The sequence below is a fragment of the Kitasatospora sp. NPDC088779 genome, from assembly GCF_040685395.1.
In the GTDB taxonomy this organism is placed as follows: Bacteria; Actinomycetota; Actinomycetes; order Streptomycetales; family Streptomycetaceae; genus Kitasatospora.
Genome location: NZ_JBFBHW010000024.1, coordinates 43,413 through 68,004, shown reverse-complemented (window position 1 = coordinate 68,004; position 24,592 = coordinate 43,413). Strand labels below are relative to the sequence as shown.

17 protein-coding genes are annotated in these 24,592 nt (G+C 74.7%); 10 read left to right on the top strand and 7 right to left on the bottom strand.

All coding sequences use genetic code 11. The features are described 5' to 3' along the window. Positions 1 to 111: 111 nt before the first annotated feature. Positions 112 to 894 (top strand): SGNH/GDSL hydrolase family protein, encoded by a 783-nt coding sequence (locus AB0P03_RS22870; protein ID WP_363630515.1) that lies wholly within the window; start codon positions 112 to 114, stop codon positions 892 to 894. A gap of 7 nt (positions 895 to 901) precedes the next feature. Here the strand turns inward: AB0P03_RS22870 and AB0P03_RS22865 are convergent, their stop codons facing one another. Next, positions 902 to 1,351, bottom strand: a complete 450-nt coding sequence (locus AB0P03_RS22865) for a DUF2809 domain-containing protein (RefSeq protein WP_363630513.1) — start codon at positions 1,349 to 1,351, stop codon at positions 902 to 904. A gap of 120 nt (positions 1,352 to 1,471) precedes the next feature. Between AB0P03_RS22865 and AB0P03_RS22860 the strand changes: the two genes are divergently transcribed. Continuing rightward, the gene (locus tag AB0P03_RS22860) at positions 1,472 to 1,906 is read left to right on the top strand and encodes a ribonuclease domain-containing protein (RefSeq protein WP_363586460.1); all 435 of its coding nucleotides are present in this window, start codon (positions 1,472 to 1,474) and stop codon (positions 1,904 to 1,906) included. Positions 1,907 to 1,948: 42 nt separating this feature from the next. Here the strand turns inward: AB0P03_RS22860 and AB0P03_RS22855 are convergent, their stop codons facing one another. Both AB0P03_RS22855 and AB0P03_RS22850 read right to left on the bottom strand, forming a co-directional pair. Continuing rightward, entirely contained in the window at positions 1,949 to 2,200 is a 252-nt protein-coding gene (locus AB0P03_RS22855; RefSeq protein WP_363586461.1) for a hypothetical protein, read from the bottom strand. Between the two features lie 57 nt (positions 2,201 to 2,257). Then, entirely contained in the window at positions 2,258 to 2,749 is a 492-nt protein-coding gene (locus AB0P03_RS22850) for a DUF5994 family protein (RefSeq protein WP_363586462.1), read from the bottom strand. A 609-nt stretch (positions 2,750 to 3,358) separates the two neighbouring features. On the opposite strand from AB0P03_RS22850, the gene AB0P03_RS22845 reads away from it, so the two are divergent. Then, complete coding sequence (locus tag AB0P03_RS22845; RefSeq protein ID WP_363630552.1) at positions 3,359 to 5,206, top strand: APC family permease; 1,848 nt, start codon at positions 3,359 to 3,361, stop codon at positions 5,204 to 5,206. Between the two features lie 30 nt (positions 5,207 to 5,236). Here AB0P03_RS22845 and AB0P03_RS22840 read toward each other — a convergent pair whose 3' ends face one another. Continuing rightward, positions 5,237 to 5,815 (bottom strand): DUF5994 family protein, encoded by a 579-nt coding sequence (locus tag AB0P03_RS22840; protein ID WP_363630512.1) that lies wholly within the window; start codon positions 5,813 to 5,815, stop codon positions 5,237 to 5,239. A 471-nt stretch (positions 5,816 to 6,286) separates the two neighbouring features. Here AB0P03_RS22840 and AB0P03_RS22835 point away from each other — a divergent pair, with 471 nt between their 5' ends. Further along, on the top strand, positions 6,287 to 7,294 hold the full coding sequence (locus tag AB0P03_RS22835; protein WP_363630510.1) for a LysR family transcriptional regulator: 1,008 nt from the start codon (positions 6,287 to 6,289) through the stop codon (positions 7,292 to 7,294). Between the two features lie 69 nt (positions 7,295 to 7,363). Next, positions 7,364 to 8,035: a DUF3592 domain-containing protein gene (locus AB0P03_RS22830; protein ID WP_363586465.1), complete on the top strand. Its 672-nt coding sequence runs from the start codon at positions 7,364 to 7,366 to the stop codon at positions 8,033 to 8,035. A 254-nt stretch (positions 8,036 to 8,289) separates the two neighbouring features. Here AB0P03_RS22830 and AB0P03_RS22825 read toward each other — a convergent pair whose 3' ends face one another. Continuing rightward, the gene (locus AB0P03_RS22825; RefSeq protein WP_363630508.1) at positions 8,290 to 15,855 is read right to left on the bottom strand and encodes a LamG-like jellyroll fold domain-containing protein; all 7,566 of its coding nucleotides are present in this window, start codon (positions 15,853 to 15,855) and stop codon (positions 8,290 to 8,292) included. Positions 15,856 to 16,196: 341 nt separating this feature from the next. Between AB0P03_RS22825 and AB0P03_RS22820 the strand changes: the two genes are divergently transcribed. Further along, positions 16,197 to 17,261 carry a substrate-binding domain-containing protein gene (locus tag AB0P03_RS22820; RefSeq protein WP_363630506.1) on the top strand — a complete coding sequence of 355 codons (1,065 nt, stop codon included), beginning with the start codon at positions 16,197 to 16,199 and terminating at the stop codon, positions 17,259 to 17,261. A 78-nt stretch (positions 17,262 to 17,339) separates the two neighbouring features. On the opposite strand, the gene AB0P03_RS22815 is transcribed toward AB0P03_RS22820, so the two are convergent. Further along, complete coding sequence (locus tag AB0P03_RS22815) at positions 17,340 to 18,134, bottom strand: TIM barrel protein (RefSeq protein ID WP_363630504.1); 795 nt, start codon at positions 18,132 to 18,134, stop codon at positions 17,340 to 17,342. A gap of 9 nt (positions 18,135 to 18,143) precedes the next feature. Next, positions 18,144 to 20,135 carry a DUF2264 domain-containing protein gene (locus AB0P03_RS22810; protein WP_363630503.1) on the bottom strand — a complete coding sequence of 664 codons (1,992 nt, stop codon included), beginning with the start codon at positions 20,133 to 20,135 and terminating at the stop codon, positions 18,144 to 18,146. Positions 20,136 to 20,344: 209 nt separating this feature from the next. On the opposite strand from AB0P03_RS22810, the gene AB0P03_RS22805 reads away from it, so the two are divergent. The 4 genes from AB0P03_RS22805 to AB0P03_RS22790 all read left to right on the top strand — a co-directional run bounded on the left by AB0P03_RS22805 (position 20,345) and on the right by AB0P03_RS22790 (position 24,580). Next, the gene (locus AB0P03_RS22805; protein WP_363630501.1) at positions 20,345 to 21,682 is read left to right on the top strand and encodes a sugar ABC transporter substrate-binding protein; all 1,338 of its coding nucleotides are present in this window, start codon (positions 20,345 to 20,347) and stop codon (positions 21,680 to 21,682) included. An 89-nt stretch (positions 21,683 to 21,771) separates the two neighbouring features. Then, entirely contained in the window at positions 21,772 to 22,635 is an 864-nt protein-coding gene (locus tag AB0P03_RS22800; protein WP_363586496.1) for a sugar ABC transporter permease, read from the top strand. Further along, a complete protein-coding gene (locus tag AB0P03_RS22795) occupies positions 22,632 to 23,534 on the top strand; it encodes a carbohydrate ABC transporter permease (RefSeq protein WP_363586471.1) in 903 nt (300 codons plus the stop codon). Before AB0P03_RS22800 ends, AB0P03_RS22795 begins: the two co-directional genes overlap by 4 nt. A gap of 65 nt (positions 23,535 to 23,599) precedes the next feature. Next, complete coding sequence (locus AB0P03_RS22790; RefSeq protein WP_363586497.1) at positions 23,600 to 24,580, top strand: hydroxyacid dehydrogenase; 981 nt, start codon at positions 23,600 to 23,602, stop codon at positions 24,578 to 24,580. Positions 24,581 to 24,592 lie beyond the last annotated feature (12 nt).

The following is a 24,592-nucleotide window of genomic DNA, read 5'->3' as shown; positions in this document are numbered from 1 at the left end:
CGCCGCTCTGCACTCCGGTTGTATTCCGGGTGGGGCACGTGGCCCATCTCACGTGCCGGCGGGGTCACCTACGGTGGCGTAGGTCACTTGAATGGGTGAACTATCTCCTTCATGCCGAACCTCCAGGAGACCCTTGACCTCAGTTCGTATGCCGCCCTCGGCGACAGCTTCACCGAGGGCCTGAACGACCCCGGTGCCGACGGCGCCTTCGCCGGCTGGGCCGACCGCCTGGCCGGGTTGCTCGCCGACGGACGGCCGCCGGGCGGGTTCCGCTACGCCAACCTGGCGGTGCGCGGCCGGCTGCTGGACCAGATCATGGCCGAGCAGGTGCCGCAGGTCCGCCGGCTCCAGCCCGACCTGGCCACCTTCTGCGCGGGCGGCAACGACATCCTGCGGCCCGGCAGCGACCCGGACGAGGTCGCCGAGCGCTTCGAGGCGGCCATCGTCCAACTCACCGCCTCCGCCGGGACGGTGCTGATCTGCACCGGCTTCGACACCCGGGACGTACCGCTGTTCAAGCACCTGCGCGGCAAGATCGCCACGTACAACGGGCACATGCGGGCGGTCGCCGACCGCAACGGCTGCAAGGTGGCCGACCTGTGGTCGCTGCGCGCCGTCCAGGACCGCCGGGCCTGGAGCGAGGACCGGCTGCACCTCTCCCCCGAAGGCCACCAGCGGGTCGCCCTGCTGGCCGCCCGCTCCCTGGGGCTGCGCACCGAGCAGGACCCGGAGGCGCCCTGGCCGGCCACCCCGGAGCCGTCCGCCGCCGACCAGCGGCGCGAGAACCTCCAGTGGGCCCGCGAGTACCTGCTGCCCTGGGTCGGCCGACGGCTGCGCGGGGAGTCCTCGGGGGACCACGTCGAGGCCAAGCGGCCTGACCTGCTTCCGCTCTGACGCAACGTCAGGCGGCACCGGGTGCTGCGGTCGTCCTCGCAGCCCTTGCGGTCCTCGCGGTCCGCGCGGCCTTCGCGGTCCGCAGCACCCGGTGCGCCAGCGCGGCGAACGCGGCACCGACCAGGTACCAGAACAGGTCCGGCGGATTGAACGTCGACCCCAGCACCAGCCGGGCCAGCCCGCTGCGCCGCCCCAACTCGTCGGGCACCCCGGTGATCTGGAACAGCTCCACCGCCCAGCTCAGTCCCGCCGCGACCACCGCCGCCCGCCCCGGCCGAACACGGGGCGCGACCAGCACCACCAGCGCGTACACCAGCACCGTGTAGAGCGCGTCCCCGGCGTACTTCGCGACGTCCCCGCCGAGCACGGCCCGCACGCCCAGCCCGGCCGCCACCGTCGCCCCGGCCGCCAGCAGCGGCACCACCCGCACCCGCAGGCGCCCCCAGAGATCATCCACCCGCCCCACCCTACGGCCCGGCCGCCGGGTCCAGGGCTGGGCCGTCCGGGTGACCTCCCGCATCCGTGACGCCCGGGCGTCGTTGGCCGCTGCGTGACCGCACACCGAAGCCTGCTCCGGATGGCCGCCGCCGCACTGTTCCTGACGGCCGTCACCGTTCCCTCCGCCGCTCCGGCCGGCGCCGCCGCCGCGGCCCACCCCGCGCCGCGGATCGTCCGCGGCATCCTCGAACCCCCGCTGCCCGTCGACCAGTTCCCGCCCCAGGTCGAGGAGGCGTGCCACATCTGGCACGACCTGCAGTGGCCGACCGCGAACGCCCCCCGGGACTACCCGGTGGCCGGCTCCCCCTTCGTGATCCGCGGCAGCAACGTCTACGGAAACCGCAGCGGCGACCTCCCCCAGGACGGCCACTACCGCGAGTACGACGTCAACCCGCGCCAGCCCGGCCAGCACCGCGACGCCGAACGCCTGGTCCGCGACCCCGCCACCGACCACGTCTGGTACAGCGACGACCACTACGCCAACTTCCACGAGATCAGCTCGGGATGCTCCTGATCCGACCCCACGGACACCGCCCGTGGGCCGGGACCGGGCACGTCACTCGCGTGACCACTCGGTCTCGGCCTCGGGCTCGCCGACGGCGTCGGACCCGCCCCAGACCCGGACCCTGACCGCCCGGGGCCCCGGGGCCGGTCGGGAGAGCGTGCGCACGAACACCTCCCGGACGTGGTTGGCGGCCTGCTGGGGCGGCCCGTCGTACTCCAGGGGGTTCGGCATGGGCGCGCCGCTCTGCCGGGCCCAGTCGCCGTCGTCGTCCTGGGTCTCCAGGACCCATCGGTAGTGCCGCATCCTGACCTCCTCCGGCCCGGGGCCGTTCCTCGGTGCTGTCCGGTCCGTGCGGTCCGGTCAGTGCAGTTCGGTCGTGGGCTCGGAGCCGATGCCGGTGGCCAGGAGGATCTGCCGCGCCGAGTCGGTGCCGCCGGCCCGGACCGCACGGGCCATCGAGGCCAGGGCCGCTTCCCGGCCCGCCTGCGGCGGAACCACGAGCAGACTGAAGTGATCACGGTCGCCCCGCGTGACGATCACCGTGTCGTCGCCGACCGGATACCGGTCGATGCGCACCGACCGGCCCTCGACGACGATCCGGGCCGGCACCTCGTCCCAGGCGTCCGCGTCCAGGCCCACGCTCACCACGGGGCCGAGGTGTTCGGTCAACGCGCCGACCAGGCCGGGCAGTTCGGCGCCGATGTTCCGTGACCGCGGCCACCAGGCGCCATCGAGTGCGCCCTCGCGGGACCGCGTGGTCTCCAGGCGCAGCAGGACCGTCCCCGGTTTCACCGCCTGCCGGAAGCGGTCCGGCAGAAGCCCGGGGTGCGGGGCACCGGCATCGTCCGACATGGCTCGCCACCTCTCCGCGGGCGCGGATCGGGCCCGCTGAACGGGGCCGGCCTTTCGGTTCCAGCAACTGGGCCGCCCCGCCCTCCCACGGTACTCCGACCGCACCGGGGCCGAACGGGCGCGAACGGGCGCCGGCGGACGCCTGCGCGGGGAGGGGCGGCCCTGCTCGACGGCCCGGGGCCGGCCCCGCGTCACCGGGAGCCGCGATGCGTAACACTGTGTGTTGTGTCGAATGCGAAGAATGACGACGGTGGCGCGGGGGCGGGCGGTGCGCCCAGTCCCGACGCCCCGCTGCCGGCCCTCGACCGGGAGCAGGTCGGGGTCCTGCGCCGGGTGGGCCGGGAATGGGGCCGGGCGGCCGGGGATCCGCAGGCGTGGCGCCGGGCACTGCCGGTGGACCCGGAGCTCGGCCGCTTTCCGGCCTCCTCCGAGATCCGGCCGGTGCGCTTCGGCCGCTTCGTGCGGGTGGCCACGGTCGGCGGGCAGCCGTCGCCCGTCGAGGCGGGCGGCGAGGACACCCGGACCTCCCGACTCGGCCGGGCGGGCGCCGGGGTCAGGCACGTGCTGCTCGGGGCCCCGCTGCGCAGTACCGCGATCGCGCACGAGCGGATGCGCAAGCTGGTGGCGCTGCCGGTGCTCTCCGCCGACGCGCTCTCGTCCGTCGCCTACGGGCCCGAGGCGATGCTGGCCGTCCTGGTCCTGGCCGGCACCGCCGGTCTGCGCTACTCGGTGCCCATCGCCGCGACGATCGCGTTCCTGATGCTGGCGGTCGGGGTGTCCTACCGTCAGACGATCCGCGCCTACCCGCACGGCGGCGGCTCGTACATCGTCGCCACCGCGAACCTCGGCCGCCTCCCCGGGCTGGCGGCGGCCGCCGGTCTGATGACCGACTACATCCTCACGGTCGCGGTCTCGATCGCCTCCGGCATGGAGGCCGTCACCTCGGCGATCCCCTCGCTGCGGGGCGACGCCGTGCCGATCGGCCTCGCCGTGATCGGCGTGCTGCTCGCCGGGAACCTGCGCGGCGTACGGCAGGCGGGCGCCCTGTTCGCCGCACCGACCTACGCCTTCGTCCTCGCCGTCCTCGCCCTCATCGCCTTCGGCCTGTACGACGCGGCCGGCCACGGCTTCCAGCCCACCGCGGCTCCGCAGTCGACCGCGACCGAGGGGGTCGGCGTGCTCCTGGTCCTGCGCGCCTTCGCCTCCGGCTCGACGGCGATGACCGGCATCGAGGCGATCTCCAACGCCGTCCCGGCCTTCCAGCCCACCGAGTGGCGCAACGCCCGTACCACCCTGACCTGGATGGTCGGCCTGCTGATCGTGCTCTTCGCCGGCACGGTCGCGCTGGTCCACCTCGACGGCGTCGTCCCCGACGCCCAGGAGACGGTGCTGTCGCAGCTCGCCCACCGCGCCTTCGGCCCGGGCTTCGGCTACGTCTTCACCCAGGCCGCCACGGCCGCGATCCTGCTCCTGGCGGCCAACACCGCCTACAACGACTTCCCCCGCGTCCTCTACCTCCTGGCACGCGACAACCAGGCGCCGCGGATCTTCCTACGGCTGGGCGACCGGCTGGCCTTCAGCAACGGCATCGTCGTGCTCTCGGTCGCCGCGGCCGCGATCTACGCGGCGTTCGACGGCATGACGGCGCCGCTGATCCCGCTGTACGCGGTCGGCGTCTTCCTCGCCTTCACGCTGTCGCAGACCGGCATGGTCGTGCACTGGTGGCGCCTGCGCGACCGCCACTGGCGCAAGAGCCTGATCTTCAACGCCGTCGGCGCGCTGCTCTCGGCGACCGTGCTCGTCACCGCCGCGATCACCAAGTTCACCTCGGGCGCCTGGTTCGCCGCGCTCGTGGTGGGCCTGTTCATCCTGGTGGCCACCAGGATCCGGCACCACTACGAGCAGGTCGCCGCGGCGCTCGCCCTGCACCCGCACGCCGTCGAGGTCCCCGGCCGCGCCCTCACCCGCCCGCGCCCACGGGACGGCGCGCCCGCGCCCTCCGCAGAGGCGGAAGCGGAGTGTGAGCGCGAGGCGGAGAGCGAGGAGACTCCCGAGGAGATCCACCCGCTGCTGATCGTGCCGATCGCCGCACTGGACCTGGCCGGCATGCGCGCCCTCGCCTACGCCGCCTCGCTCCGCCAGCCCGTCCTCGCCCTGCACATCAGCGCCAGCGAGGAGGAGGCCCAGCGCTTCCGCGCGTACTGGAACCTGTGGGGCGACCACCTGCCCCTGAAGATCCTCCTCTCCCCCTACCGCACGATCGTCGCGCCCCTGGTCAACTACATCGAGGCCCTGCACGACCAGCGCCCGGACCTCACCCTGACCGTCGTCCTCCCGGAGATCGTCGTACGGCACCGGCGCCACCGCCTCCTGCACAACCGACTCGCCCCCCGCCTGCGCAGGGCGCTCCGCCCACTGCCGAAGATCGTCGTCACCACCGTCCCGTTCCACGTCTGAGGACTGTCCAGCGTGTCCGCACCCGGACCGCTACGCGCCGGCGGGCCAGGAGGCGGCGCGGCTTCGGGCGACGTCCGCCCGCCGGCCGGCCTCGCCCGCGCCGGTGGCGGGCACGACCGCCGAGGGCAGGACGTCGGTACCGGGTTCCGGTCCGGCCGCGCCGCGGGCCGGCTCCGAGGCGAGCAGTTCGCTCGCGGTCCGGCTGTCGGCGGGGTCGGCCGCCCGGGCCATCAGCCGCTCGGCGGTGACGGCGTCCGTCTCCGGCGGTACGACCAGCAGGTTCAGCCGCAGCGGGGCGTACGAGCAGACCACGATCAGGTGCTCGTCCTGCTCGACGGTGAACCAGCCCACGTGGACGGTGTGCCCGGCGACCGGGGCCCGGTGCGGGACGGTCGGCCACTGCGCGGGGTTCACGGTGGCCCGGGTGACCCGCCCCCACGGACCGTCCAACGCTGCGGCGAGGGAAGGGAGTTCGAGGAGAAGGTCACGCGAGCGGGGCCACCAGGCGCCGTCCAGCCGACCGGGCCGGGTGCCCTCGGGCACCCGGGAGAGCCGTGCTGCGGGTACCGGGGCGGTGGGCGCCATCGCGCGATCGAGGGTCGTGGTCATGATCGAAGACCTGTCCCCGGACCCGGCCTCGGGCCGGATCCGGCATCGTCGTTCGCCGGAGACGACGCCAGTTGTCTTGCCCGGCATGCGAGGTGCCTTCGGTGATGTCCAGGCTACTCTCCGCCAGGCCCGGACCTCGCATGGCGGCCGCAGCAGCGCTTTCCCGACGATTCGTCGGCCGCGAGCCAGCACCCGGCTTCGATCGGATGGTTCCGGCTGCACGCCGGTGACTGTTTGCGCACGCGGCGTGTGGGACGACCCGCTGGAGTCCCGCCCCTCGCGCCGGGAGCGGCCGGCCGACGGGCAGCGGCGCGCCTGCCTGCCCTTCGGGAAGGGCGAGGAGAGGTGCCCGGCGAACGGCTTCGCCCTCAAACCGACCGGCAGGCCCGCCGCCCGGCCGCCGCCGCCGCGTCCGGCCTCTGCCAGGATGGGCGTCCTCGACCCCGGGCGCGGCGAAAGGGCGGCACAGTGGTGGAACTCGACCCGAAGAGGCTGCTGATCCTGCGCCAGATCGCCGACGCCGGCAGCGTGGCGGGCGCCTCGCGCGCGCTGGGCCACACCCCCTCCGCGGTGTCCCAGCAACTGGGCCGGCTGGAACGCGAGGTCGGCGTCCCCCTGGTGGACCGCACCGGTGGACGGGCCGAACTGACCGCCGCCGGCCGCCTGTTGGCGGGCTACGGCGACCGGATCGGCCAGGCGCTCCAGGACGCCGCCCGCGACCTGCGCGCACTCGGCGCCGCCGCCGCCGGCCCGGTCGCCATCGGTGTGCCGCCGCCCGCCATCACGTTCTTCGCCACCACCGCCGTCCACCTGCTCGCCCGCACCCACCCCGACCTGGCCCCCCGCCTGGTGGAGACCGGACGGCAGGAGGGCCTGCGCGCCCTGCGCCTGGGCGAACTGGACGTCCTGGTCATCGAGGACGACCGGCAGGAACCCACCCCGCTGCCGCCCGGCGTCGAGGCGAGCGTCATGTTCGAGGACGCCTACCGCCTGGTCGTCCCCTCCGACTGGCCCCCGCTCACCGACCCCGCCCAGTTGTCCGGCCGCCCCTGGATCGCCGCCCCGGCCGGCTCACCCCGGCAGCTGGCCTTCCGACGCCTGGCAGCCCGGCACGACATCGTGCCCCTGGTCGAGCACACCGCCCGCTACCGCTTCGCCGTCTACACCATGCTCGCCGCCCGTCTGGGCGCGGCGATCCTGCCCGCGAACGCCGCCGCCCTGATCGGCCCGGGCGCCGGCACCGTCACCACGCTGCCGGTACCGGGCACCTACCTGGTGCGCCTGCTGCGCCGCACCGGACCGTGGGGGGCGCCGCCGGCGGTGCGGGCGGCGGCCGAGGCGCTGCAGAGCGCGCTGCTGGCGGCGAGCGAGCGGCTGGCGGCCCAGGGCCTGACCGAGAGTGAGCCGCGCGTGAACGGCCACCTGGTCGACCCCAGCGAGCCGAACACACCCGCCGACCCGCCCGTCGCGACACCGTAAGCGCTGCTGAACGCCGGGGGTGAGCGCCGCTTGCTGGTGCCCGGCCCGGCCCTCTGCCAGCGTGGCCGGGTGACCACCATCGCGGACGAGCGACCCCCCGCCCCTCCTCCTGCCCCCTCCGGCGGGCTGCGCCGCCGGGCGCGCGCCGCCACGCGTCTGCTCCAACGGGCGGCCTGGGCCACCACGCTGGTCGGCGCGGTGACGACGGCCTGCACGCCGTGGGGATCCACGCCCTGGTACACCGGCTGGATCGGCGCGGCCGGTGCGGCGGCACTCGCGGCGCTGGCCTCACCGGTGCGGCCGGCCCTGGGCGAGAGCCCGCGCTCCGGCTCCGTCGCCGCCCTGTTCCACGGCGCCATGCTCGCCCTGATGCTCTGCACCTTCGCCGGCTGCTTCGCCTTCTCCCTCAGCGGCTGGTTCCACGAGCACGACCGCGACCTGCACGCCACGCTGCGGGTGTCCGCCACCGTCACCGGCTGCCACAACAGCGGTGACACCAGTACCGAGTGCACCTTCCTCTGGACGGCGGACGGGCACGAGTACCGCGCCGCCGAGGGCACGGACGTGCAGTGGCCCGACGGGCACCGGGTCGACGTGCGGATCGATCCCGTCCACCCGCAGCGGGATCCCGTCACCGACGGCGGCTACTGGCCGCTGTGGATCGCGGTCGTCGTGGGCGGGATCGGCACCCCGTTCAGCCTGTGGGCCTGGTGGGTCCTGGAGGAGTCCGCGAACTACTGACGCCGCGCCGGGCTCCTGCGGGTGCGGTTGTCAACCAATCGTCTCCGGATCAACACCGAACTCGGCGTGACCAGCAGGCTCCAGGCCGACCTGCTGCTCCAACGGCCGCGCGCGAGCGGGCACGGGACCTGAACACGGCTCAAGGCCTCGCCGTCGGCGAGGCCTTGAGCCGTGAGGTCAGCCCTCGGTGGTGGGCCCGCTCTTTCGGATCACGCCGGGCGCGCGACGTGATCCGACAGAGCGGACCTGGGTGCTCAGGCGTCCACGCCGTAGTACTGCGCGAGGAAGCCGGTCACGTCCGCCGCGTGCGGGAGCAACTCCGGCAGTTGGGCGGCGAGCGCGGAGCGGGTGGCCTCGGCGAGTTCGGGCAGGCCGGTGGCGGCGCCCTTCACGTACGGGTCGAGGCGGCGGATGAGCTCGTAGTTGCTCTCCACGTCGAGCTGGCGCATGGCCTTCTCCAGCGGCGGCGCCCCGGCCGGCGGGACGGCGGGCAGCACCCGGCTGACGAAGGTGACCCGGTGCAGCACCCGCCAGCACGGGGGCTTGCGGTCCGACTGGCGGGCCTGGCGCAGCGCCGCCGCGTTGGGGTCGTTGCCGTTCGCGAGCCAGGTGGGGTCGACGACCTTGTGGAAGAAGGTCTCGAAGTGCTCGCTGTCCTCGCCGAGGTAGAAGCTGAGGAAGCGGTAGGCGTCCACCTTGCCGGGCACCTTGACGGGTTGGCCGTCCTGGTCGAAGACGGGCTTGCGGTCCTGGTCGTAGCGCTGGAGGTTGGTGGCGGGGTTGACCTCCACGTTCAGTCCGAAGGAGCGGGTGGCCTCCTTACCCCGGGCGCGGGTGGCGGTCATCCCGCCGCCGACGGAGGCGTCCAGCTGGGCGCCGATGCCGATGCCGGCGATCTGGAAGGAGGTGCCGACCGAGGTGCCGACCGATCCGGACAGCGAGTACGAGCCCGAGGTCGTCTCGCTGACCACGTCGGTGGTCTCGGTGGTCTCGGCGAAGAACCCTCCGGCGGCGGTCCAGACGTAGGTGTTGACCAGGTCCCGGCGGGAGAAGCCCTGGCCGGTGGCGCTGTCGGTGGTCCCCCGCTCGCGGGCCGGCGAGGCGTCGGTGCCGATCGCGCCGCCGAGTACCCGGCCGGCCCGTTGGGCGGTGGGGTCGGGGGCGTGGGTCTCGGTGGAGACGGTGTCGTAGTAGCTGTGCAGGCGCTGCTGGTCGCGCTGGATGCGGCGCTTGAGCGCGTACGCCTCGCGGGGCTTGAAGTAGCTGTACTCGCCGCGCTCGCGGGTGCCCCGGTAGTCGGGGTCGGCGACCTTTCCGCGCTCGTCGAAGCCGACGGTGCCGTCGAGGGTGCCCTGCTTGGTGTAGCGGGGGTTGATCGGGAACGGGATGACGTTCCAGTCCTTGGGGATGTCGGGGTTGGGCTGGATGCGGTAGGCGACCAGGGCCCCGCTGTGGGCCAGGCGCAGGGCGAAGACGTCGGCGGTCTGGGACTGCACGACGGCGAAGCCGGTGTTGGCCGGGACGTAGCGGCGGCCGGTGGCGGGGTTGAGCAGGCGGCCCGGGTCCTCCCAGTGGCCGGTGAGGGAGACCTTGGTGGTGCGGGCGGTGTTCTCGCCCTGGGAGACGGAGGTCTCCTCCGCCCAGCTGTTGGAGAACTCCAGGTTGCCGCGCACGCCGGCGGAGACGCCGCCCTTGGCGATGGCCTTGGCGATGCCGAAGCCGAGCGGGGCGGTGATCATCCAGACGTCGACGTCCACCTCGTTGGACAGGGCGAACCCGAAGGCGGCGTCGACGCTGCGCTCCTTGGCGGAGGACAGCGAGCGCACCACCTGCTCGGCCTCGGTGAGTTGGACGGAGGAGGCGCCCTCGAAGGTGTCGCTGCCGGGGTCGGTGAGCCCGGCGGTGAGGTTCTCCGAGGGGACCGGCGGGGCGCCCTCCACGTAGCCGACGAGCTGCGGGTCGAACTGGATCTGGCTGACCCATTCGCTCACCAGCTCGCCGACCTTGTAGCCGGTGACCAGGTGCCAGCGCCCGTCCCGCAGGTAGCTGTAGGCGCGCTTGAGGACGCCGAACGCCTCGCCGCGGACGCCGTACTGCATGTCGGCGTACTCGGCCACGGCCGGGGCGGCGGAGACGGTCTCGTGGAACGGGGTGCGCATGCCGGCCAGCGCCGAGCGGACCTGCGCGGTGTCGGTGGAGACCGGCGCGCTGGACAGGACGGTGCGCGGGCGGGTGGCCTCGGCGCCCAGGCGCAGGTGGTTGCCGCGCAGGCCGTCGTCGCGGACCTGGGCGACGTCCGGCTCGGTGGAGTCGCGGTCGAACGGCCAGTAGGCGACCAGGTCCTCCTTCTCGCCCTTGAGCCGGGTGAAGAGGTTGTCGAGCAACTGCTCGTGGGTGCGGGCGGTGCGCCAGATCCGCACCTCCTCCAGCACGCCGTTCAACGACTCCGCGGCCTTGCCGCCCCTGATCACCGCGCCCAGGGTCAGCTGGGCGTCGCCGGCGTCGGCGAGGGCCGCGCTGTCGGGGGCGCCGGGGGTGCCCGCCGGGTCGCAGGCCACGGCGACGCCGTTGCGGTAGAGCCGGAAGACGCTGCCGCGCGGGTCGGGGTTGCGGACCCAGCGGGCGCCGCGCAGCCGGGCGGGGTGCGAGCCGGTGGCGTCGGCCGCCGTGCCGCCGGCGTTCTCCTCGAACCGCCAGTGCGCGATCAGGCCCCGGTCGCGGGCGGTGACGGCGGTGCCGAGCCGGGCGGCGTCGCGGGCGGCGCCCCAGATCCGGACCTCGGCGAGCACGCCGGTCAGCCGCTGCACGACGGAGCCGTCGCGGGCCCGGCCCAGCTCCAGCGGCGCGTCGTTGCCGCGCGGGCCGGGGCCCTCGTAGCGGGCCGTGCCGATCTCCCGGCCGTCCAGGTGGAAGCGGATGTCCTGCCACTCGCGGACCGCCACCGACTCGACCAGCTCGACGCTCTGGGTCACCGGCTTGCCGTCGGCCCCGGCCGCGGTGATCTGGCGGGTGCCCTTCTGCTCCTGCATCGAGCGCCCGCTCTTGCGGACCACCGCGATCCGGTGGAACGCCCCGGCCTTGACGCCCTCGGTGGAGGTGTACCGCACGGCCCGGCCCTCGGGCTCCTCGAAGGCGAACTCCAGCCTGCCGTCGGGCAGCACCGCCAGGCGGTACGGCACGCTGCCGCCCGCGCCGTCGGCGGTGCGGCCCTTCGAGAGCAGGCCCTGGGTCTCGCCGAGCCGGTCGAGGCGGGCGAAGACCTCCAGCGTCAGGTCGTCGGCGATGTCGAGGGCGTCGTCGTCGGCGACCTCCAGGTAGGCCTCGCCGTCCAACCGGACGGCCCAGGACTGCTGGTAGGCGGCGGCGAAGTGGCTCCACTCGCTCAGCGGGAAGGTCTCCCGGCTGACCACCCGGCGATCGCCGACGGTGGCGACGGCCCAGTAGCGGCCGCCCTCGATCGGCGACGGCGCGGGCACCGGGCCCGGCTTGCCGCGCAGTTCGGCGTGCCGCTGGTTGCCGGAACGGTCGGCCAGCACGGGCTGCGCACCGGCCGCCGGGGCGGAGTAGAGCCAGTAGCCGAGCAGCCCGGTCTCGCCGCCGGTGAGCCGGCGCTTCATCGCGGCGCGCACGTCGTCGCCGCCGCGCGCGCTGGACCAGAGCCGGACTTCGTCGATCTGTAGGGAGGCGAACTTGGTGGCCTGGAAGGGCACCTGCGCCAGGGAGAGCCTGCCCTGGCCCCGGTAGGGGGCGCTCGCGGTGCGGCGGGCGATCTCCTGGCCGTCCCGGTAGACCACCTGCTGGCTGGTGCCGCGTTCGAAGACGCAGGCCCAGTGGTGCCACTGGGTGTCGCCGAACCGCTGGGTGGTGTCCAGGTCGTCGCCGAAGAAGGCGAAGGTGAACTTGCCGTTCGACCGGAAGCCGATGTGCAGGCTCTCGTTGTTGCGGCCCTGGTCGCCGCCGTGCCCGAGGACGAAGTGGTCGCGCTCGTCGACGGCGGTGCGGCGGGCCCAGAACTCGACGGTGAAGTCGCCGTCGCCGAAGCCGAACGCGCCGGGCACCACCGCGGCGGCGCTCACCCCGTCGTAGGCCAGCGCCGAGGCGGCGGGGCCGCCGAGCAGCCCCAGGCCGTACGGGGTGTCGCCCGCGTTGGCGTGCACCAGCCGCACCGGGCCCTCGACCCGCTCGGGGTTCACCCAGGCCTCCAGGGTGAGGTCACCGGGGGTGGCGGCCCGCGGCAGCTGCTCGGCGGGCAGGGCCAGGAAGCGCCCCTGCCCGTCGAAGGCGTAGGCGCGGCCGGGCATGTCGGCGCGCCAGCGTCCGCCGTGGCCGCGCAGCAGGTCGCCGGCGGTGCCGACCGGGATCTCGGCGAGGCCGCCGGGGTCGACGGTGACCAGCCGGGAGCCGGACGAGAGCGCCACACCGGGCGCGGAGGCGGTGGCCCAGCGCTGGTCGTAGCGCACCCGCTGCACGCCCATGCCCGGCTTCAGCACCGTCGGGTCCGCGCCCGCGCCCAGCTTCAGCGACTTGCTGCCGGCGGGGTGGTCGCCCTCGAAGCGGAAGCCGTGGCCGCCGACGGTGACGAAGCCGGGGCCGGCGAGCCGGGCGAGGGTGCCCTCGGTGAACTCCACCACGCCGCCGTCGATCCGCAGCACGGTGCCGATCGGCACCGGCTGTTCGGCCGCGCCGTTGACCACGGCGGCGAAGTCCTCGGCCCGGCGGGGCAGGTGGGACCACTGCTCGCTCTGCCCGTCCCGGCGGATGGTCAGCTTGACCTGGGCCGGGTTGTCGCCGACCTCGACGGTGATCTCCGCCGCGGCCAGGTCGGTGGCGGCATCGCGGGCGGTGAAGGCGAGCGCCTTGCCGCCGGCCGTCAGCCGCCGGGAGGAGCGCAGCACCTGCGTGTCGTAGTAGCCGGCGAAGAACTGGCCGTTGGCGCCCCGGAAGTAGAGCACCAGGCTGCCGGTGGCGCTGTCCAGCAGGAACGGCCGGTCACTGCCCCGGGCGAAGGCGAGCAGCGCGCCGGAGCTGCTGAGGCCGGTGCGGTCGACGGAGAGCTGGGACATCGGCAGGGCGATGTCGTCGGAGCCGCGCACGCCGCCGGTGAGCCGGCCCAGCTCCTCGCGCTTGGCTGCCAGCAGGGCCTGCCGGGCCGGCAGGTCGCGGCGGTGGCGGGCGAGCGCGTCCTGCTTTCCGCCCAGTGTCAGCAGCCGATTGTCGATGTCCAGGATCTGCTGGTTCCGCTGGGCGGCACTCGCGCCCGGCCTGCCGGAGGCGCCGTCCTTCTCCAGCACGATGACGCCCTCGCCGGAGGCGTTGACCGTCCCGTAGTCGTACTGCACGATGCGGTCGCCCTGGCTGTCCCGGGCGCAGACCAGCTTGCCGCTGCGGCGGACCACCAGGCCTCGGCCGTTCCAGCTGTCCAGCGCGAAGTGGGTGGCGTCGTTGTCGGCCTCCCGGCGGTACTGGATCAGCGGGGTGTCGTTGTCGGTCTTCCCGCCGGAGAGGTTCATGTCCAGACCGGAGTCGACGTTGCGCAGGAAGTAGCAGGGGACGCCGTTGAGGTTGGTGCCGGTGGATTCGAAGGTCCACAGTGTGGAGGCGGCCGTCCGGTTGGCGGTGCGCACCAGCGGGGCCGTCGCGTCCTTGCGGTCGTTCTCCACCGCGAGGTACTGGTCCCGGCCGTCCTTGGGCAGCCTGAACCGCAGCCGGTAGCGCCAGAGGGTGACGTCGTCGTCCTGGCCTGCCCGCAGTTCGGCGCGCCGGCGCTCCAACTCCGGGACCTCGGCGGTCTCCTGCTGGAGGCGGGCGATCTCCGCCTCGGAGTTGGCCACGTCCCGGACGAGCTTGGCCACCTGGGCGTCCAGGTCACCGACGGCGTCCACGGCGCCGCTGGAGTCGGGGGCGGCGAGCACCGGCAGGGCCACCCGGTCCGGGATCTCGGCCAGCCGGCCGTCCCCGCCGACGCCCAGGTCGAGGGTGGCGAGGTAGGCGTCGTCGGTGGCCTTGCCGGTCACCGGGTCGGGCCCGCCGGTGGCGCAGGCGAGCAGCACCCGGGCCTGGCGCTTGACGGGCTTGGCCGCGCCGTCGTACCCGGCCGGGGAGGCCTCCTGCTGGTGGTGCAGGACGGCGGAGAGGCCGGAGACCACCGTGCGCCCGGTAAAGGCGAAGCTGTCGCGGCGCACCCCGGGGTTGTCGCCGATCGGGGCCTCGGAGGTGATCCAGGCCGGCCCGCCGCGCAGAGCCGCGTTGCGGGCGTTGTCCGTCTGGTCGTACAGCGTGTCGCCGGCGCCCTCGTCGAAGCGGTAGTAGACGGCCAGGCCGGGCTCGTTGCCGATCAGGCGGCGGCCGCGGTCGGCGGCCAGCTCGTCGCCGCTGCGGGGGCGGTTCCAGATCCGGACCTCGTCCAGTTCGGCGCGGCCGAACGAGCCGAGGGCGCGGCCCAGGGTCAGCGGGCCGAGACCGGCGTAGGGCATGTCGGTGGTGCGGCGGCCGAGTTCGACGCCGTCGCGGTAGACGATCTGCTCGCGGGTGGCGCGGACGAAGACGCAGGCCCAGTGGTGCCAGTCGGTGTCGCTGGTGCGCCGGCCGACGTTCAGGTCGTCGGCGTAGAAGGCGAAGGCGAAGGTGTCGTCCGAACGGAAGCCGATGTGCAGGCTGCGCAGCCGGGCGCCGGCGGCCGCGCCGTGCCCGATCAGGAAGTCCTCCTGGCCGCCGGTCGCGGTGCGCCGGGCCCAGAACTCCACGGTGAAGTCCGCGTCGGCGAGTTGGAGGGCGTTGGCGGGCAGCTCGGCCACGTCGTCGACGCCGTCGAAGCGCAGCGCCGTCTCGGCGTGGCCGCTCTCGCTCACCGCCGGTACCAGCGGCCGGCCGGTGAACGGGCAGGTGCCGGGGGCGGGTTCGTAGACGGCCTCGCGGTAGCGCTCGTCGGGGCTGGTCCAGGCCTGCGAGCCCTGGGTGTTGAACAGCCCGTCGCGGCTGCGCTCGACGCTGAAGCCGTCGATCCGGGCGGTGGCGTCGTTGTGCGCGAAGATCTGCCAGCGCTCCCTGCCGTGCACGGCGGTGGGCACCAGCAGGGCGGTGAACCGGCCGCGGGAGAGGTTGCGGACGAAGTTGAGCTCCTGGGTCGGCTCGATGAACGCCCGGCCCTCCATGTCCCGGGTGCCGAGGCTGTCCTTCGCGGAGTCCGGGCGGCCCTTGTGCCGGCTGCGGCGGTAGCGGACCTCCAGCACCGGCTTCAACTCGCCGCCGACCAGCAGGAACCGGTCGCAGAGCAGCGTGGCGTCGACCACCGGCGTCCGGCCCGCACCGCCGCCGGCGAGGTAGTCGGTGCGGGTCGGGTCGGCCGAGGAGCCGGTGCCGTCGGCGAGCCGGAAGACCGCGTCCGCGTCGTCGGCCCGGATCGACTGGCGCAGCACGTACAGGTGGGTGCCGTCGGAGACCACGTGGAAGGGCGCGGCCGCACCGAGCCTGGCCGTGCTGGACAGGAACGGGTCCAGTTCGTCGTCGCCGAGCCGCTCCGCCGGATCCGCCTCGACCCGCCCGCCGCGCTTGACCACGGGCATCCGCACCGCACCGGCCACCGCGTAGCCGACCCGGGCCAGCTCCGCCGGGAACGGCAGCGGCAGCGGGTTCTCCGACCAGTACGCCGCATCCGCCTCCCCGCGCGCCTCGTCGTGCTGCGACAGGTCGAGGACCGTGTAGACGATCCGTCGCTGGTCGTCCATCGCGAAGGCGACCGTGCTGCCCTGGTGCCGCACGGTCGTGGTGTGCACATAGGAGCGGTCGCTGTAGACCCGCGCCAGATGCTGAACCTCCGTCAAACCCGCCACCTCACAAGCCGTTGGCCGCCGGGAACGCGACGGCCGGTGATCAACACTTAACGTGTCGACGCTCTCACTCGACGTGACGGGTGGGCAAGGTGGCTTTCCGCCAGTGCGCGGCTGGAATCCGATCATGCACGGGCGCGGCGGATTCCCCGCGAGTGCGAAGGGCGGGCGGAAGGACTGCGCCTGAGGTCAGGCCGGGCGGGCCGTCGCCGTGGACGCGCGGGCAGGCCGGTGCGGTACCGGGTGCGGCATCACGGTCATACTTGATCGGAAGTCGATCGAAAGATATGGTCCGATCAACCAGCGGCGGTTCGGAGCAGTACGGGGGACAGGCGATGACCATCTCGGCCGAGGAACGTCGGGACCTGATCCTCAAGGCCGTCGGCGAGGCGAGCGGGCCCCTGCGGCTCGCCGACCTGGCGGCGCGGCTCGCCATTCCGGCGGTGACCGTGCGGCGGGACGTCGCCGCGCTGGCCGAGGCCGGCCGGGTGGGGCGCTCACACGGATTCGTCGTACGGCGCACACCGGAGAAGCCGACGGACGGCGAGGGCGGGACCCGCGCCCTCGGGCTGCTCGTGCCCTCCGTCGGGTCGTACTTCGACGAGCTGATCAACGGAGCCCGGGCCGCCGCGACGGCGGCGGGCGCCCGGCTGGTCCTCGGCATCGCCCCGTACGAGGCCCGCGACGACCGCACGCAGGCCGAACGGCTGCTGGAGTCCGGCCTCGACGGGCTGCTGCTCGCGCCCAACCTCCTGCCGGGCCGGCCCGCGCAGGCCCACGACTGGCTGGACGACCTGCCGGTGCCCGCCGTCCTGGTCGAACGCGGCGCCCCCGAGTACGGGGGCCCCGGCGCCGGCCTGGACTCCGTCGGCTCGGACCACCGGCAGGGCGTCCTCCTCGCGCTGCGCCACTTCGCCGACCTCGGCCACGACCGGGTCCTGCTCGCGGCCCGCGGCGACTCCTGGACGGCCCGGGAGGTCCGGGCCGGCTACCAGTACGGCACCAGGTTGCTCGGACTGGCCGCCCTGCCCGTCCTGGACACCCTCGGTGACGACGGCCGCCCCGCCGACTCCGACCGGCTCGCCGGGCTGATCGCCGACGCCGTGTCCGACGGCGTCCGCGCCGCCCTCATCCACAACGACCAGGACGCGATCCAGCTGCTCCCGCTGCTCCGCGCCCGCGGCCTCGCGGTGCCCGCCGACCTCGCGCTGATCGCCTACGACGACGTGTTCGCCGCCCTGGCGGCCCCGCCGCTGACCGCCGTCGCCCCGCCGACCCGCGCGGTCGGCGAGACCGCCGTCGGCCTCCTGCTGCGCCGTCTCACCGCCGGGCCCGATCTGCCGGTGCACCGGATCTCCCTGCTCCCGGCCCTGCGCATCCGCACCTCCTGCGGCGGCTGAACCCCCAGCCCCCGGCCGGGGGCCCGTCCAGCTGCCACCTTCGCAGGGCGGTCCGCCCACGGGCCGGGCCGGGGAGCGCTACCGCCGCAGTCCCGCCAGCCAGGCGGCGGCCGCGCCGAGCAGCGGAGCCAGCGGGGCGGCCTCGGGGTACCACGGCGCCTCGTACTCCCAGCAGACCCAGGCGTCGGCCGGCAGCAGGGCGAGGCAGGCGGCGATCGGCAGGGTGCCGGCGCCGAGCGGCAGCGGCGTGCGGTCGACGGCCGAGGCGACGTCCTTGACCTGGACGTGGCCCAGCCGGCCGGCTAGCGCCCGGTGGGTGGCCTGCGGCGGCTCCCCGCCGAGGACGGTGTGCTGGAGGTCCCACAGGGCGCCGACGGCCGGGTGGTCGACGGGGGCGAGCAGCCGGGCGAGGTCGCGGCCGGTCGGGTGCGAGTCGTGCGTCTCGACCAGGACCCGGACGCCGAGCTCGGCCGCGCGGCCGGCGACGGCGGCCAGCCGCCGGGCGGCACGCTCATCAGCCCGTTCGTCGGCCGCCGCCGGGCCGGGCGCGGCACCGCCGCGCGGGAAGACCCGGACGGCCGGGCAACCCAGGTCGGCGGCGAGTTCCAGGTGACCGCCGAGGTCGGCGAGAAGCGGGGCGTCCGCGCCCGGGGCGGCGATGCCGAGGTAGGAGGCCAGCGCGAGCGGAACCGTCCCGGTGGACGCCAGTGCGCGCACCGCGGCGCGCCGCCCGTCGGCGGTCAGGCCGGGGTGGACCGGCTGGCCCGGGGCGCAGCGCAGTTCCAGCCCGTGCCAGCCGTGGTCGGCGGCCAGGCGCGCGGCGGCGGCGAGCGGCAGATCGGGCAGGCCGAGGGTGGACAGGGCGAGCGGCACGGGTGCTCCTCAGGTTCGGTCGCCGGGCGGAAGTCGGCGGGCGAAGGCCGCTCCCGGCGACAGCTCCGCCTCGTGGACGGTGCCGTCGGCCCACCGCACCCGCAGCCGGTAGGCCTCGTCGGGAGCGGCCGCCACGTCCGCCGTCGGGCCACCTAGCGGCGGGAGCTCGCCTGCGGCGGCGGTGAGGCGGGCTGCGGTGAGGCGGGCTGCGCACACCAGCAGGTGGACGGCCCCGCCGGTGGCGCCGGTCAGGACCGGCAGGGCGGCGGCCGACCCGAAGGCCGTGCCGTCCGGGACGGGGCTGGTGCGGGCGGCGGCGTAGCCGTGCAGGGCGCGCAGTTCGCTGGTCAGCAGCCGGCCGTCCAGCGTGTGGGCGGTCGCGGTGGCAGAGGCAGCGGCGGTGCCGGGCCGGGCGGGTGGCAGGTGGTCTCCGGCGACGGCCCAGCCGCCCTCGCGCAGCGGGGTGCCGGGCGGGGCGCCGACGACCAGGTGGGCGCGGACCTCGTCGGCGCCGTGGGCGAGGGTCAGCGAGGTGACGGTGACGCCGGGCAGGGGGTGTCCGCCGGCCCGGGGGCGGTGGGTGGAGGCCGCCCAGCCGTCGCCGGTGGCGAGCGGGGTGATCGGGCCGCGTTCGGTGGGTTCGCCGTCGACCAGCAGGGCGAGGTGGTTGTCGGCCGGACCGGTGTGGACGGGGCCGGTGGCGGTGGAGTGGGCGAGCCGCGCGTAGTACGGGTCGTCGGGGTGGACGCGGTCGGCGGGCTGGTCGTCGCTGCCGTGGTTGTGGAGGCGGACCAGGCCGTCGGCCGCGGTGGACTGGACCAGCCAGCCGGGGCCGGGCAGCGCGCGGACGGTGTCGCGGCGTTCGGCGGGGGCGGGCTCCTCGCGGTCGGTCCAGGCGGGGTGGCCGGCGGGCAGCAGCAGGCCGAGGAAGCCGGAGGCCGCCCAGTAGGGCGAGGAGGGGCCGGAGTAGGGCTGGACGAGCGGGGGGTGGGGGCCGTACCAGCCGAGGGTGAGCAGGCCGTCGGGGCCGGTGGCGCCGCGGTCGAGGAAGTGGCGCAGGGCGCCGGAGGCGAGTCGGCGGGTGGTGCCGGGGGTGAGCGGGGTGTGGCCGGTGAGCGTGCCGGCCCAGAGCGGGGCGGCGGCGGCGAACCGGTAGATCAGCGAGCGGCCCTGGTGCACCGGCGCGCCGTCGCCGCCGAACAGGTGGGCGTGGTCGGCGAGGTGGGCGGCGAGCCGGGGGCCGTACTCGGCGAGCAGGGCGCGGTCGTCGGCGAGGTGGGCGTGCAGCACGGGGTAGAGGTGCAGGGCCCAGCCGTTGTAGTGGTCGAAGGCGCGGGGGCGGCCGTCGGTGTACCAGCCGTCGCCGAGGTAGAAGCGGTCGACGCGGTCCAGTCCGCGCCGGACGGCGGCGCGGGCGGCGTGCTCCTCGATGCCGGCCTCGGCGAGGAAGCCGCCGACGGCGAGCGGGAAGAGCCACCAGTTGTTGTCGTTGGGCGTGCGGTGGAGGGTCTCGGCGAGCCACCGGGCAGTTCTGGTCCGGACGTCGGCGGGGAGGCGGTCCCAGAGCCAGGGGCGGGTCAGCCGCAGGGCGAACGCGATGGCGGCGGCCTCGACCATGGCCTGGCCGCGGTCGGTGACGACGGGCCAGGACGCCGGGTCGTCGTCGGTGAGGTCGCGAGCGGTGGTGGGGTGGCGGGTGCCGGCGTCGAGTCCGGCGGCGTAGCGGTCGAGCAGGCCGTGGGGGTCGGCGCCGCCGGCGCCGGCGATCCGCAGGGCGGCGAGGAGGAAGGTGCGGGCGAAGCCTTCGAGGGCGTCGGAGCGGCGGCCGGACCAGCTCGGCCGGGGGCCGGGGAGGTCGATCAGCGCGTGTCCGGGGCCGGCCCAGGGGAGGACGGCGTCGAGCAGCCCGTCGGCGGCGGCCTCCCAGTGGGCTCTGGTCCAGCCGGTGCGGGGGCTGAGGGCGTGGTCTTCCGGGGGCAGCAGCACGGCGGTGTCCTCCATGGCCCGGGGCTCGGGAGTCGCGCCCCGTGCGGGGAATCTAGAAAGCGGTTGATCGTTCGTCAAGGCTTTTGATCGCAATGGATCATTTGATCCAGATCTCTTGACTTCGATCGATCGCCCGCCCAGGATGGCGACCACTTGCCCGCCCGGTCGCGGCCACCGGCAGCCCCCCTGACCCCCGGCCGCGCCCCCCTCTCCCGGAGTCGTGCATGCCCTCACTCCCGCTCCCCCTCCCCCACCCCCGGCGCAGACTCCTCCGCGCGGCCGCCGGCGGCCTGCTGTCCACCGTCCTCCTCGCCGCCTGCGCCGGCAGCGGCGGCGGGGCCCCGAAGGCCGACGACGGCAAGCCGGTCACGCTGACCTTCTGGGCCTGGTCCAAGGGGACGAAGGAGGTCGTCGCCGCCTTCAACGCCTCCCACCCCGACGTCAACGTGGTCTACGAGGAGATACCCTCCGGCACGGCCGGCGGGTACGCCAAGATCTCCAACGCGGTGAAGGCCGGCAACGCCCCCGACGTGTTCAACGTCGAGTACGCCCAACTGCCGGACTTCGTCAGCCAGGGCGCCGTCCAGGACATCTCCAAGCTCGTCCCCGGCGAGCTCAGGGCGAAGTACCTGCCGCAGACCATGGACCTGACCACCCTCGGCGGCCGCACCTGGGCGCTGCCCCTGGACGCCTCGCCGCAGGCCTTCTACTACCGCAAGGACCTCTTCGACCGGGCCGGCCTCACCCCGCCGAAGACCTGGGACGAATTCCGCACCGCCGCGCAGAAACTGAAGCAGGCCCAGCCGGACACCCGGATCGCCACCTTCTTCCCCGACGACCCGGCCACCTTCGAGGCGATGGCCTGGCAGGCCGGCGCCCACTGGTTCACCGGCCGCGACGACGCCTGGAGCGTCGACCTCAACGGCGCCGGGACCAAACCGACCGCGGACTACTGGCAGCAGCTGATCGCCGAGGACCTGGTCCGCGTCCAGCCCTCGTTCAGCCAGCCGTGGACGGCCTCGCTGCAGAAGGGCGAGACCGCCGGCTACCTCGGCGCCTCCTGGGGCGGCGGGGTGCTGAAGGGCACCCTGCCCGACGCGGCCGGCACGTGGGCCGTCGCCCCGGTGCCCAGCTGGGACGGCACCCCGGCCAGCGGCATGGTCGGCGGCACCACCTTCGCCGTCTCCAAGGACAGCAAGAAGGCCGGGGCCGCCGTCGAGTTCGCCACCTGGGCGACCACCACGCCGGAGGGCATCAAGGCCCGGATCGCCTCCGGCACCTCCTCCGCCTTCCCGGCCGCGCCCGCCCTCGTCCCGGTGGCCGAGGAGGCCTTCAAGGCCGACTTCTACGGCGGCCAGGACGTGTACGCGCTCTACACGGACGCCGCGAAGTCGATCAAGCCGAACTGGCAGTGGGGCCCGACGATGAACGCGACCAACAACGCGCTCAAGGACGCGTTCGGCAAGCTCACCCAGGGCGGCACCGTGCAGGCGGCCCTCGACGCCGCGCAGCAGTCCACCCAGGCCGAGCTGAAGAACCGCGGCCTCAAGGTCAAGCAGTGACCGCCCACCCGCCCCGCACCGGGCCCGGGCCCGGGCCCGCCGTCGCCGCCCGCGCCCGCCGGCGCGGGCGGTACGGGGCCCCGGCCGTCCTGCTCGCCCCGTTCGTGCTCCTGTTCACGGCCTGCACGCTCGTTCCGATCGGCTACGCCGTCCACCTCAGCCTGTACACCGAGCACCGGTCCGGGCTCGGCTTCGGCGGCGGCGAGACAGTCTTCACCGGCCTCGGCAACTACGCCCGGGCGCTCGGCGACCAGGCGTTCCGCTCGGGCTTCTGGACCACCGCGCAGTACTGCCTGCTCTACATCCCGCTGATGACGGGGCTGGCACTGCTCCTCGCGCTGCTGCTGGACTCGGCGCTGGCCCGCGCCCGCCGGTTCTTCCAGCTGGCGCTGTTCCTGCCGCACGCGGTGCCCGGCATCATCGCCGCGCTGATCTGGGTCTACCTGTACACGCCCGGCATCAGCCCGGTCATCGACGTGCTGAACGCCGGCGGCGCCCACCCCGACCCGTTCGGCGCGCCACTGCCCGCCGTGGTCAACATCGCGCTCTGGGAGTGGACCGGCTACAACATGGTCATCTTCTACGCCGCGCTCCAGGCCGTCCCGCGCGAAGTCCTCGAAGCGGCCGTCGTCGACGGCGCCGGACCGCTGCGGACCGCCGTCAGCGTCAAGATCCCGCTCATCCGCGCCTCGATCGTGCTGGTCGGCCTGTTCACCCTGATCGGCTCGCTCCAGCTCTTCACCGAACCGATGATCCTGCACGGCGCCTCCCCCGGCGTCGTCTCCACCTGGACGCCCAGCATGTACGCCTACACCGCCGCCTTCGACCGGGGCGACTACGGCCTGGCCGCCGCCGCCTCGGTGCTGCTCGCGCTCGCCGCCGCCGCGCTGTCCTTCCTCGTCACCCGGGCCACCCGCCCGCGCCCGGACCGGCGGACGGAGGCCACCGGATGACCACGCTCGCCCCCGGACGCCGCCCCCGGCAGCGCTCCGCCGCCCGCAGCCACCCGCCCCGCCGGCCGTGGACGCTCTCCAAGGCCGCCGTCAACGGCGCCCTCGTCCTCGCCACCGCCTACACCCTGCTGCCGCTGCTGTGGCTGGTGACCGCCGCCGCCAAGAACACCGGCGACCTGCTCGGCGGGCGCGCCCTCTCCCCCGCCACCTGGCACCTCGGCGACAACCTGCACGCGCTGGCCACCACCGGGGACGGCATCTACTTCCGCTGGTACCTCAACTCCCTGCTGTACGCCGGGCTCGGCGCCCTGGCCTGCGCCCTGGTCTGCGTCTGCGCCGGGTACGCGTTCCACGTCCACGCCTTCCCCGGCAAGGAGAAGCTGTTCGGCCTGGTGCTGCTCGGCGTGCTGGTGCCCACCACCACGCTGGCCCTGCCGATGTACCTGCTCGCCTCGGACCTCGGCGTGGTCAACACCTTCTGGGCGGTCTTCGTGCCCTCCCTGGTCAACCCCTTCGGCGTCTACCTCGCCCGGGTGTTCTGCGCGGGCTACGTCCCCGGGGAGGTGCTGGAGGCGGCCCGGATGGACGGCGCGGGTGAACTGCGCACCTTCTGGTCGATCGGCCTGCGGATGATGACGCCCGGCTTCGTCACGGTGTTCCTCTTCCAGTTCACCGCGATCTGGAACAACTTCTTCCTCCCCCTGGTGATGCTCTCGGACAACCGGCTCTTCCCGGTCAGCCTCGGCCTGTTCAGCTGGAACGCCCAGACCCACGCCTTCCCCGAGTACTACCCCCTCGTCGTCAGCGGCTCGCTGCTCGCCGTCCTCCCGCTGGTGGCCGCCTTCGTCGGCCTGCAACGCCACTGGCGGGCCGGCCTGACCGCAGGAAGCGTCAAATGACCACCACCACAGCCGACATCCGCTCCCCCGCCGCCCCGGCCCGCAGGCCCCGCGCCCTGCTCGCAATGGACCGCGCCCTGCCCGCCCGGCTGCTCGACCGGCACGCCGTCCAGCGGCTCACCGACCTCGCCGACCTCGACCCCGACCTGGTCGTGGACGACTTCGCCGCCCCCGAGGCCGCCGCCGCGCTGGCCCGCACCGAGGTCATCATCAGCGGCTGGGGCTGCCCGCCGCTGGACGAGGCCGTGCTGGCCGCCGCGCCCCGGCTGCGCGCCGTCATCCACGCCGCCGGCTCGGTCAAGCACCATGTCACCGAGGCCTGTTGGCGGCGCGGCCTCCAGGTGACCTCGGCGGCCTGGGCCAACGCGCTGCCCGTCGCCGAGTACACCGTCGCCGCCGTGCTGCTCGCCAACAAGCGGCTGCTCGCGATCCGCGAGGACTACCGGCACCGGCGCGCCCCGCACGACTGGCAGGGCGCCTACGCCGCCGCCGGGAACTACCGGCGCACAGTGGGCATCGTCGGCGCCTCCCGGATCGGGCGCCGGGTGCTCGAACTGCTCGGCCCGCACGACCTCGACCTGCTGCTGTACGACCCGTACGTGGAGGCCGCCGAGGCCGCCGCGCTCGGTGCCCGGGCCGTCGGCCTGGACGACCTGTGCGCCTCCTCCGACGTGGTCACCGTGCACGCCCCCGAACTGCCGGAGACCCATCACCTGGTGGACCGCCGCAGGCTCGCCCTGATGCGCGACGGCGCCACCCTGGTCAACACCTCCCGCGGCTCGCTGGTCGACCAGCAGGCGCTCACCGACGAACTCGTCGCCGGCCGCCTGGACGCCGTCCTCGACGTCACCGTCCCCGAGGTCCTGCCCGCCGACTCACCGCTGTACGAACTGCCGAACGTCCTGCTCACCCCGCACGTGGCCGGCTCGCTCGGCGGCGAGCTGCACCGGATGGCCGCCGCCGCGGCCGACGAACTCGCCCGCTACGCGCGGGGCCTGCCGTTCGCCCACGCCGTCCACCCCGAAGGCATCCACCGCACGGCCTGACCGCCCCCCCGT

Bases quoted from the DNA above. Each gene is read 5' to 3' on its own strand.
- AB0P03_RS22870 (WP_363630515.1), top strand. From the start codon at position 112: ATGCCGAACCTCCAGGAGACCCTTGACCTCAGTTCGTATGCCGCCCTC.
- AB0P03_RS22860 (WP_363586460.1), top strand. From the start codon at position 1,472: ATGGCCGCCGCCGCACTGTTCCTGACGGCCGTCACCGTTCCCTCCGCC.
- AB0P03_RS22855 (WP_363586461.1), bottom strand. From the start codon at position 2,200: ATGCGGCACTACCGATGGGTCCTGGAGACCCAGGACGACGACGGCGAC.
- AB0P03_RS22850 (WP_363586462.1), bottom strand. From the start codon at position 2,749: ATGTCGGACGATGCCGGTGCCCCGCACCCCGGGCTTCTGCCGGACCGC.
- AB0P03_RS22845 (WP_363630552.1), top strand. From the start codon at position 3,359: ATGCGCAAGCTGGTGGCGCTGCCGGTGCTCTCCGCCGACGCGCTCTCG.
- AB0P03_RS22840 (WP_363630512.1), bottom strand. From the start codon at position 5,815: ATGACCACGACCCTCGATCGCGCGATGGCGCCCACCGCCCCGGTACCC.
- AB0P03_RS22820 (WP_363630506.1), top strand. From the start codon at position 16,197: ATGACCATCTCGGCCGAGGAACGTCGGGACCTGATCCTCAAGGCCGTC.
- AB0P03_RS22810 (WP_363630503.1), bottom strand. From the start codon at position 20,135: ATGGAGGACACCGCCGTGCTGCTGCCCCCGGAAGACCACGCCCTCAGC.
- AB0P03_RS22805 (WP_363630501.1), top strand. From the start codon at position 20,345: ATGCCCTCACTCCCGCTCCCCCTCCCCCACCCCCGGCGCAGACTCCTC.
- AB0P03_RS22795 (WP_363586471.1), top strand. From the start codon at position 22,632: ATGACCACGCTCGCCCCCGGACGCCGCCCCCGGCAGCGCTCCGCCGCC.
- AB0P03_RS22790 (WP_363586497.1), top strand. From the start codon at position 23,600: ATGGACCGCGCCCTGCCCGCCCGGCTGCTCGACCGGCACGCCGTCCAG.